The sequence below is a fragment of the Micromonospora sp. MH33 genome, from assembly GCF_003013775.1.
Taxonomy (GTDB): domain Bacteria; phylum Actinomycetota; class Actinomycetes; order Mycobacteriales; family Micromonosporaceae; genus Micromonospora; species Micromonospora fulviviridis.
Genome location: NZ_MUYZ01000251.1, coordinates 1 through 10,209 on the forward strand (window position 1 = coordinate 1; position 10,209 = coordinate 10,209).

General features: G+C 67.4%; 1 pseudogene. It reads right to left on the bottom strand.

The window, feature by feature from the left end:
- Positions 1 to 10,209, bottom strand: a pseudogene (locus B0E53_RS37930) (hypothetical protein); the annotation flags it as partial.

The window sequence follows — 10,209 nt, forward strand, 5'->3', positions numbered from 1 at the left end:
ACTCCAGCGGCGCCCGACCCCGCCACGTGAACCGATCCGACTCCACCCGCGTCATCTCGCCCCACGAAGGCAAACCCCCCGCACTGCGATACGACACACGCCAACCACCATCAACCCACACCACCGACGGCTCCACCCCAGCCGCCCACCCCGACGACGACCCAACCCCGCCATCGGCCGAAGCCGCACCAGCCCACTCGAACGCCGCCGGCCCCCCAGGCAACGACGACTCATCCCCGATGCGCGGACGCTTCTCGAGTGGGCCCGCCGGCCATTCCGGCACGGCTCGGCGTTTGCCGCTGTCGGTCGTCTCCCACTGCGTCCTGAACTCGTCGAACCACTCGTTCGACAGGTTCGTGTCGACGAGCCGGTAGGCGTATCCGGACTGGTCGGCCAACGGCGCCTTGACGGCGGCGAAGACGCTCGTGACGACGTTCGACTCCTCCATCCGGAGGAATCGACCGACCCGCAGGGCGACCTCCGTCCCAGCAGAGAGATCCACGTCCTGCCCGTCCAGCGTCCTGCCCGAGTCGTCATCGCCGAGCGTGAGCGGCAGCGGATATGGCGTGCGCCTGTCCTCCTGCATGACGAGATCGATGGACACCTCGTCGAGAAGCGCCGCCGGCTCGACTGACTCCCACAACGCCATCGAGCGCAGCCGCTCGATGTCGTAGGCGGTGGGGGCCGGCGAGGACAGCTCCAGGTACAGGGGCGCTCCGATGCCGTTCCTTCCGACCGGTGCTTCCAGGACCGCCAGGGGTTGACCCTCCATGCCGTACCCGAGCCGGAAACGGCCCTCCCTCAGTTCGGCGGCGATGACCGGCGGAAGCCCGTCGGCCATCTCGACCGGTGGGAGCGTGACTCGCTGGCCGCCGAAGGTGATGTCAAATGTTCCGCTTTCGCTCACCGGCGCCGTGATGTGGTAAAAATTGCCGAACGTCCACCGGTCGACGGTCTCCCACACCGGGCCGGCTGCCGTGCTCCACAGTTCGGCCAGCTCGCTGTCGGTGAACCTGCGGGCGATCTCCTTGTAGGCGAACCTCTCGGTGCCGTCGGGCGCGGTGTACGGGATCCTGGCGATACCGACACCCTCGCCGTCAACCCTGCCGAAATCGACAGCGACCCTGTCGCCCGGAACGGCGACTCGATCGGCATACCCCAGGATCGTGTCGTACCCGTCAAGCCGGAGCCGAAGAGTTGGACGACCCCCGATGTCCTCGACGAGGACAGGGACGGTGAACGGGTCTTGCAGGTTCCAACGGTTCTCGTCCTCCCAGGTGCTCTCCTCGCGGAGGGCCTCGCGGTATCGGAGGTGTTCTTCGAGTACGTCGGCCAGCCCCCGGGGGGAGCTGGGACGTTGGCTGATAGCCGCGACGTTCCGGTGGAAGGTGTCCCGCAGGAGCGGCAAATGGCCGATCGCCGTGTTCTGTTCCGCCGTGTCGACCTCGGTTCTCAGCACCTCGAGCGCCTCGTCGAACACCACGTCCAGTCGGCGCAGTTCGGTGAGGTCTGCCGGTGACGGGAAACCCTCGACGATGCGGGCATCGTGTGGGTCACGAGGCTGGGCGAGATAGTAGGCGCCGTCGAACCAGACGACTGGCTGCGGGACCTCACCGCCTACGGTCGGTGGACCGATGACGTACGGGGCACCGTACGGATGGTGGATCACCATCGGCAGACCCAAACCCCAGGCCACGACGTGGGGAACCACGTGCACGACGTCGGGATAGCCCGGCCGGCGGTGTACGAGCTTGTTGAGCAAGTGCTGGTGCAGCGTCTCCCGCCGCTGCTCGGACATGTCCTCCGGATAGGGGAGAAGTGCCCTGAACATCGACTGCTCACCCCGGCGGAGGTCGACGCCCAGTTGACGGGCCACCAGCACGCCCAACTCAGCCACGGTAGTGACGCCCGACTGCGCCAACCGCTCCCCATGGGCCTTCAACACCGTCCCGTAGAAGGCGTCGAGCGGCTCCGCGCCGCTATCCGCGCGACCGAGGCGGAAAACCTCATACGCCCAACGCTTGAATGCCGACCCTTTACGGGTTCTCCTCATTGTCAACTGCCTGAGGGCCGAGTCCACATTCCGCCACCGGGCCTCCACTGCCCGCTCATTCAGAGCATTCAGGTCTTCCGCAGTAAAGTCCGTAGGAAAGTCCCGGTAGATAAATGCCTCGGTTCCGTCGGGTGCCCGGTAGGGAATTCTGGCAACAGCGAAGATCTCTTCACCGTTCACCCCGAGATCGAGGGCGATCCGGTCGCCCGGCATGGCGACAGTATTCAGATGGCGGATACGCAGCCTCTTGGCACCCACTTGGACAACCGCCGCTACCTGCGATTCACCTTGGCTGGAGGCGTGGATGTGGAGGGTGACCCGACCTCCCTGAGGCCTTGGGTCCTCTCCTGTCCAGAGGCCGGTCGCGCTGACCCGGATAATGCTGTTCAGGTACCGGCGGTATTCCGTCAGGGTGTCGGCCTGCTGCCGGGGCGATTCGGGGCGTTGCCGCTCGGCGAGATCTACCCCGCCGACCCCTTGGCGGATGACCGCGAGCTTACGCTCTAGTCCTTCCCGCTGGACGGGCCAGTGCCTGCCGGTCGTTCGGAGTTTCTCTTCCGCCGCGTCGATTCGCGTCAGCAGCACACCGAGCGCCTGGTCGAACAGTCCATCCAGTCGCCGCTTCTCACCTTCCGGTATTGGCGTCCGCTCGGGACCTATGGCGATTCTGGCGGCGAGGTCAGCATCGTCTGGATCAGCAGGCCGGACGAGGTAGTAGGCGCCGTCGTAGAAGACAACTGGCAGCTTGGTGGAATCGGGCCCCGAGTCAATGTCGTACGGGGCGTCGAACGGTTGGTAGATGCGCACCGACTGGGATAACAACCGGGCCAGGACATGGACAGCCACATGCGCGACGTCGTGATCGCTGCCGCCGTTCGCGATCTTGCCGACCCACTGCCGGTGCAGGTCCTCTCGTCGCTGCTCGGACACGCCCTCCGGATACGGAAGCAAACGCCGAAACTCCGACGCGTCACCCAGACGGAGATCGGCGGCCAGGCTGCTGGCCGTCCATCTGTGCAGTCCCTGACGGTTGATCCCCAAGTCCGCAAGCTGCTCACCGAAGGTGCGGAAAACCGAGTCGTAGAAGTTGCCCGGTCTCGCTCGCGTGAGATCGAGTCCGAACGCCTCGCCCGTCCACCGCACGAAGTTCTGCTCGTCGAGGTTGCCCACGGCTGACAACTGCTCGACCGCCGTGCCAACCATCGCCGGCAGCGAGCCCAACGTTACAAGGTTCGCCTCCGCCAAGCCCCGCGCCGCATCGTCGGACCTCTCCCCCAGCATCGCCGCAACCGACCCCGGCTTTGTCAGCGCCTCGGTGATGTCGCGTCTCAGGTCGTCGAAGCGCTCGTTGTCCACACCCGTGTCAAGGAGCTGGTAGACGTGTCCGGACCCGTCGACCAACGGCGCACGGACCACGACAGGAATGGTGCCGGCGACATCCGCCCCGACCCGCCCCTGCCACTGCCCCACCGACAGGGTGACCGATGTCCCCGGAGAGAGATCCACCTCCGCCCCGGCCAACGTCCTGGCCGAGTCAGGACCGCCGACCGCGATGGGCAGCGGACCGGACGTCCATTTCCCCTGCTCCAATAGGACTTCGAAAGACATCCGCTCGGAGAGAGCCCACCGATCCTCCGGTTCCCACAGCGCGTCCTTGCGCAGGCGCTTGATGTCGTCGACGACGAGGGCGGGCTTGCCCAATTCCAGGTAGAGGGGCAGTCCTGTGACGTTCTTCTCGGCCGGCGCTACCACGATCGCAGTGGGTCGACCGTCCTCGGCGTACGAGAGGATGAGACGGCCGTTCAGCTCGGCGTAGAGGACAGGCGGAAGCCCGCCGACCACCGGGACGTGTGGGACCGTGATTCGCCTGTCGTTCCACGGGGCCGCCGGGTCACCGTAGCTACCGCCAAAAAACCCGCCTCCCAATAGAGGCACTGTCACCTGATAGTGGTCGTTCGACAGCGGCCGGTGGTGAAGGTCCCACACGCGGCCGGCTGCCTTCACCCTCAACTCGCGCAGTTCATCGCCGCTGAATCTGCGTCCGAGTTCTTGGTAGAGGATCCTGTCGGTGCCGTCGGTGCCGTCGGTCGCGTCGGTATACCGGAATTCCGCAAAAGCGATGCCTTCTTCGCCTCTTTTCCCGAAATGAACAGGAAGCCGGTCGCCCCGCATGGCCACTCGGCCGATAGCCAGAGATACGGTTCTGCCGTCCAGCAGCACGCTCAGCTCCAGGGCCTTACCATCCCTTGGTCGCCTGGCAGCGATGTCGAGCGTGAATTGGCGACTGAAGTCCGTCGTTTCTTCCTTCCATCGAGGATCCGCACGGAGGTCGTCGATGTATTGGCGGTATGCGAGAAGTTCGAGTTCCTGGGCTTTCCTGTTGTGCGGATAGTCGGGGTGTTCACGACGGATGACCGCGAGCTCACGCTGAAGCGTTTCCCGCAGGACGGGCCAGTGCTTGGAGTTGGTCGGATGGGGGTTGTCCTCCTCCTCCGCGATCTTCGCCCACAGCAGCTTGCGTGCCTTGATGAACAGTCGATCCAGTCGCCGCTGCTCGTCTTCGGATACCTCTGTCCGAGGGAAACCCTCAGCGATGTGGTGAGCGCGTTCGACATCTGCCGGGTCAGGTAGCTGGCCGAGGTAGTAAGCGCCCTTGTGGAACACGACCGGATGCGGGATGTCACCACGACCGGGCTTCGGGCCGATGTCCTGCGGAGCACCGAACGGGTAGTGGATCCGCATCGGCAGGGACAACCGCGAAGCGATGACGCGCGGACCCACATGCGCAACGTCGTCATGGCCGGACTTGTGGTTCGCGATCTTGTTGAGCCATTGCCGGTGCAGGTCCTCCCGTCGCTGCTCGGACATGACCTCCGGATACGGAAGAAACTCCCTGAACTCCGACTCGCCACCCCGACGAAGGTCAGCGGCCAACTCGCGGGCCACCCACGCGCGCAGCCCAGAAGCGCTGCGCTCGACCCCCGCCTTCGTCAAGTCATCCTCGAAGCGACCCAACACCGCGTCGTAGAAGTCGTTCGGCTTCGGCTGGCGGTTCGCAACATCGACCCCGAGCACGTCGCGCGTCCACTGCGCGAACTCCGCCGCGACATCGCGGACTCCACCCGCCTCACCACGGGTTCCCACGGCCGACAACTGCTCGATCGCCGAAGCCACGGTCCGCTTCCAGCCCCGCGGAACACCGCCGGACCTACCTACCGCCGGCACCTGGGTCCGCCTCGGAACCTCCCGCACTTCCGGCGGGGCCGCGCTGATCTCGCTTGTCAGGTCGTCAAAGCGCTCGTTGTCCACACCGGTGTCGAAGAGCCGGTAGACGTGTCCGGACCCGTCGACCAATGGCGCGCCTACCACGACAGGAATGGTGCCGGCGACACCCGTTTCGTCCTCCCCCTGCCCCGGCCACTTCCCCACGGACACGGTGACCGACGTCCCCGGGGAGAGATCCACCACAGCCCCGTCCAAGGTCCTGCCCCGACCACTAACGCTGACCTCGATGGACAATGGACCCGACGCGGCACGAATCGACAATGCCCCAGAGGGATCCGCCCCCTGCTGCAACACGACATCGAAGGACATCTGCTCGGAAAGAGCCCACCGATTATTCGGTTCCCACAGTGCTTTCTTGCGCAGCCGCTCGACGTCGGATCGAGTGGCGGCAGGTCTGGACACTTCCAGGTACAGGGGCTGACCTTTGACGTTCTTCCCGGCCGGTGCTTCCAGGATGGCGGTGGGTCGGCCGCCGTCCCGGGCATACCCGAGCAGAAGCCGGGTCTCCTTCAGCTCCCTGGTGAGAACTGGCGGGAGTCCGCCGACCACCGGGACCTGGGAGATCCTCGGCCTCAGGACAACCGGGCCGCCATCAGCTTGGCCGAGCCTCACGCTCAATTCCCCGTTGGGTTGCACGGGCGTCGTCGTGTAGAAATCGCGCACCAGTGGCGGACGGTCAACGTCCCACACCTTGCCGACCGCCCTGCTCCTCAGCCTGGCGAGCTCGGAGTCGTTCAGACTGCGGCCGATTTCTCGGCGAGAGTGGACTTCGGTGCCGTCAGCCGAGGTGTACGAGACTTCAACAAAGCCGGTGCCCACTCCGCCGACCTTGCCGAAATGGACAGCGATCCAATCGCCCGGGACAGCCATCCGATCGACCTCAACGGAGGTCGACTGCCTGTTGGCCAACCATATGTGCAAATACCGGTACCCCCTGCTGCTTGCGTCGAAGGAGACGGGCAGGTGGATGGTGAACTGGTTTTCCAGGTTCTGCCGGCTCCCGGACTCCCATCTGCCGGCAGTGAGGAGTCCCTGAAGGTGATGGACGTGGCCAGCCAGTTCCTGGGCCTTTTTGTTGTGAGGAGAGTCGGGATGTTGACGGATGACCGCAAGTTGGCGGTGAAAGGTCTCCCGCAGGACGGGCCACCGGTCGGAGTTGGTCGGGTGGGGGTTGTTCTCCGCCTCCGCGATCTTCGCCCGCAGCAGATCACCTGCATCGTTGAACAGTCGATCGAGTCGCCGCTGCTCGTCTTCGGATACCTCTGTCCGAGCGAAACCCACAGCGATGCGGCGAGCGCGTTCGACATCTGCCGGGTCAGGTAGCTGGCCGAGGTAGTAAACGCCCTTGTGGAACACCACCGGATACCGGATGCCAGCACGGGGCTCCGGGCCGATGTCATGCGGAGCACCGAACAAATGGTGGATCCGCATCGACAGGGACAACCGCGAAGCGATGACGTGCGGAACCACATGCGCAACGTCGAAATCGCCGCTCTGGTGGAGCGCGATCTTGTTGAGCCATTGCCGGTGCAGATCCTCCCGTCGCCGCTCGGACATGACCTCCGGATACGGAAGCAACCCGCTGAACTCCGACTCGCCACCCCGGCGAAGATCAGCGGCCAACTCGCGGGCCACCCACGCGCGCAGCCCAGAAACGCTGCGATCGACCCCCGCCTTCTTCAACTCTTCCTCGAAGCGACCCAACACCGCGCGGTAGAAGTCGTCCGGCTTCGGACGGTCAGCCGAGAGATCGACCTCGAGCACGTCGCGCGTCCACTGCGCGAACTCCGCCGCGACATCGCGGACTCCACCCGCCTCACCACGGGTTCCCACGGCCGACAACTGCGCGATCGCCGAAGCCACGGTCCGCTTCCAGTCCTGCGGGACACCCCCGGCCCCACCGACCGCCGATGCCTCACTCGACCCCGGGTCCGGCCCGATTGGTGCGGGGTTCTCCGGCAGGGTCCCGACATCACGCGCCAAATCCTGCTGGTCCCACACTGCCAGCAGATGCACGGCTCGGCGCGGGTCGGCATCCGCCAGCCAAGGGGTGCCAGCCACCGATGCCGGCATAGGAATCTCCGCCCACGGACTCCCGGAGTCGACCGGGCCGGTACCCGCCGGCGGCTCCCCGTCCTCGGACGTCGGTGAATCGACCCCTGCCGGCACGTCCGACTCGACCTGTTCGGGTTCGGCCAGCCGATCGACGTCGGGCACCGGTGCCGGCGAATCGACCAACGCCAGCGGCTCCCAGTAGTCGGCCTGGCCGGACTCCGCCGGCCAATCGACGCCAGACGGACCGTCCAGCGGCTCCCAGGGGTTGTTCAGGTCGACATCCGCCAGCCAATCGGTGCCGAACTCCGATGCCAGCGGATCCGAGAGGTCGACCAGCTCGGCGCCCCTCGGCGTTTCCCCGTCCATGTCGGACGCCGGCGATTCCCCTCCTGACGACAGGTCCGACTCGACCGATTCGACATCCCACGCCGGCTCCCAGTCCGAGGGGATCTCCGCCGCTGGTGTGTTCAGATTCAGCCCGCTCAGATCCGGGTCCGCTTCATGGAATCCCTGCTCGACAAACGCCGGGCCGGCGAGGTCGACCAGCTCGGCGCCCCTCGGCGTTTCCCCGTCCATGTCGGACGCCGGCGATTCCCCTCCTGACGACAGGTCCGACTCGACCGATTCGACATCCCACGCCGGCTCCCAGCCCGGTTCGATCTTTGGCGGTGGTGTGCTCAGATCCAGCCCGCTCAGATCCGGGTTATGGAATACCTGCTCGACAGACGCCGGGCCGGCGCCAGGCGCATCGTCCATCTCCGCCGGGGCGGACGGCTGCCAGGGGGAACTGGACGGCTCGGAGGTGGCGCTGTCCGTCTGCATCGCCTGGGACGGGCCGCGTGGCGGGGTGGTGGAGGCGAGCAGGATGGCGCTGGGGTCGATGCTGGTCGTGGTGCTCGGCTGCGGGGGTGCGGTGGTGCGGTCGGGAAGGAGGTCGGCGATCGTGGTGGGTCGCCCGGTGCTGTCGAACGCGGCGAGCCGGGTACTCGATGCGAACAGGTGCCCGAACCACGGATCGCGTTCCGGGTCGGTCGGTTCGGGTCGGTCCTCGGCACCGGGCACCAGGCCGTCGCGCACCTTGATCGTCGGCGGTCCGGACGGTTGTGGCTGACTGTGCAGGGCGAACACGTGTTGTGGCTCGTTGGGTGGTGCGACCCTGACCACGACCATCGAGCCCGGTGCCGCCCGCAGCGCGGCGAGCACGTCCTCCGATCGGACTCCGCCGGGGTGGGCGACGCTCTCGTCTGTCGCGCCGAGGATGTCCAGGAGTTGCGGCCAGGTCGTGGTGGGTGCGGGTCGGCCGTCGGGTCCGAGGATCCGGTCGTCGAACACCGCCCGCTTGCCCGGCCGTCCGTACGCGGTGGTGTAGGCGTCGAGGGTGGCCTGCACGCACCACCACCACGGGTCGTGGCTGTTGTCGGGGCCCACCGGGGTCTGCTCGATCCAGTCGGCGACCCGCCGCGCGGACTCGGCCGCCTCGACGGGCTGCCCCATTGCCGCGACGGGCTGCCCGGTGGCCGCGACCGCCGGCTCCGGTGCCGCGCTGGCCGGCTCGCCGCGTCCACCCGGGTCACCACCGACCGGCTCGTCCAGCGAGGAGAGATCGCTGACCGTCATGATCTCGTCGCGGTCGGCCCGACCGTCCCACGAGGAGAGGTCACTGACCGTCATGATCCCGTCGCGGTCGGCCCGACCGTCCCACGAGGAGAGATCGCTGACCGTCATGATCCCGTCGCGGTCGGCCCGACCGTCCTGCGAGGAGAGATCGCTGACCGTCATGGTGTCGTTGAAGCTGCTGTCGCGGCTGAAGATGCCGTCGCTCGGGACGGAGAGTTCAGTGGCCGACGTCTGGTCGCTGGCGTCGTGGTGGTCCGGCGTGCCGTCGATGCGGGAGGCGACGCCACCCGGCACCGTGCTGCGGACGCCGGCCGCATCCGGCGTGCCCGGAGTGCCCGGCGCGCCGGGCGTGCTGGACGTGGCCGGCACGCTGGGCGTGCTGGGCGTGCTGGGCGTGCTGGACGTGGCCGGCGCGCCGGGCGTGCTGGGCGTGGCTGACGCGCTGGGCGTACCCGCCGCGCCTGGGGTGGCGGTGGCCTGGGCGAGTACCTGGTGGTATCCGTCGACCCAGTCCTGTCGGAAGGATTCGGCGAGGGTGTCGTGACTGGTCGGCTCGACGCCGTGCTTCCTGGCCAGGGCGGTGAACTGGGTTTCCGCCAGGCTGGCCGCTGCTGCGGTGTGCTGCTCCGGGGTCACCGGCACCGTCGGCACGTCGGTGCGTCCGTGTGCCGGGGTGTCCGTGCCGGCTGGGGTGGCCTCCGGTGCGGTGGCATCGGGGATGACCGCGGCCGTGAAGCGGGCGGGCAGGTCGGTGACCACCTGTCGGACCACGTCCGCCACGGCGTTGACCTGCGCGGCGTCCGGACCGGCCACCGCAGCCGACGGCACGGCCGACGGCATGGTGAGTGGTGCGGTGGATAGCGGGTTGGTGCCGAGGATCGCGTCGAGGCTCCGGTCCACGTGACGCGCGACCGCCGCACGCACGGCGTCCGACGGCACCGCCGCCGCCCCGGCGGCCCCCGGCACGCCCGCGCCACCCGGCACACCAGCGGTCCCCGGCGTACCGACGACCGCCGGCACGGCAGCACCGCCCGGCACGCCACCCGCCCCCGGCACCTGAACGGCCCCTGGCAGGACCAGTCCGCCTTGCAGGGTGACGGGCGTCGGTGTGCCGGTGGTGAGGTACTGGTCGATGTGGTGCTGGGCGGCCAGGTGCACGGCCGAGCGCAACGCCTGCCGGTCGAACTCCCCGGGCAGCG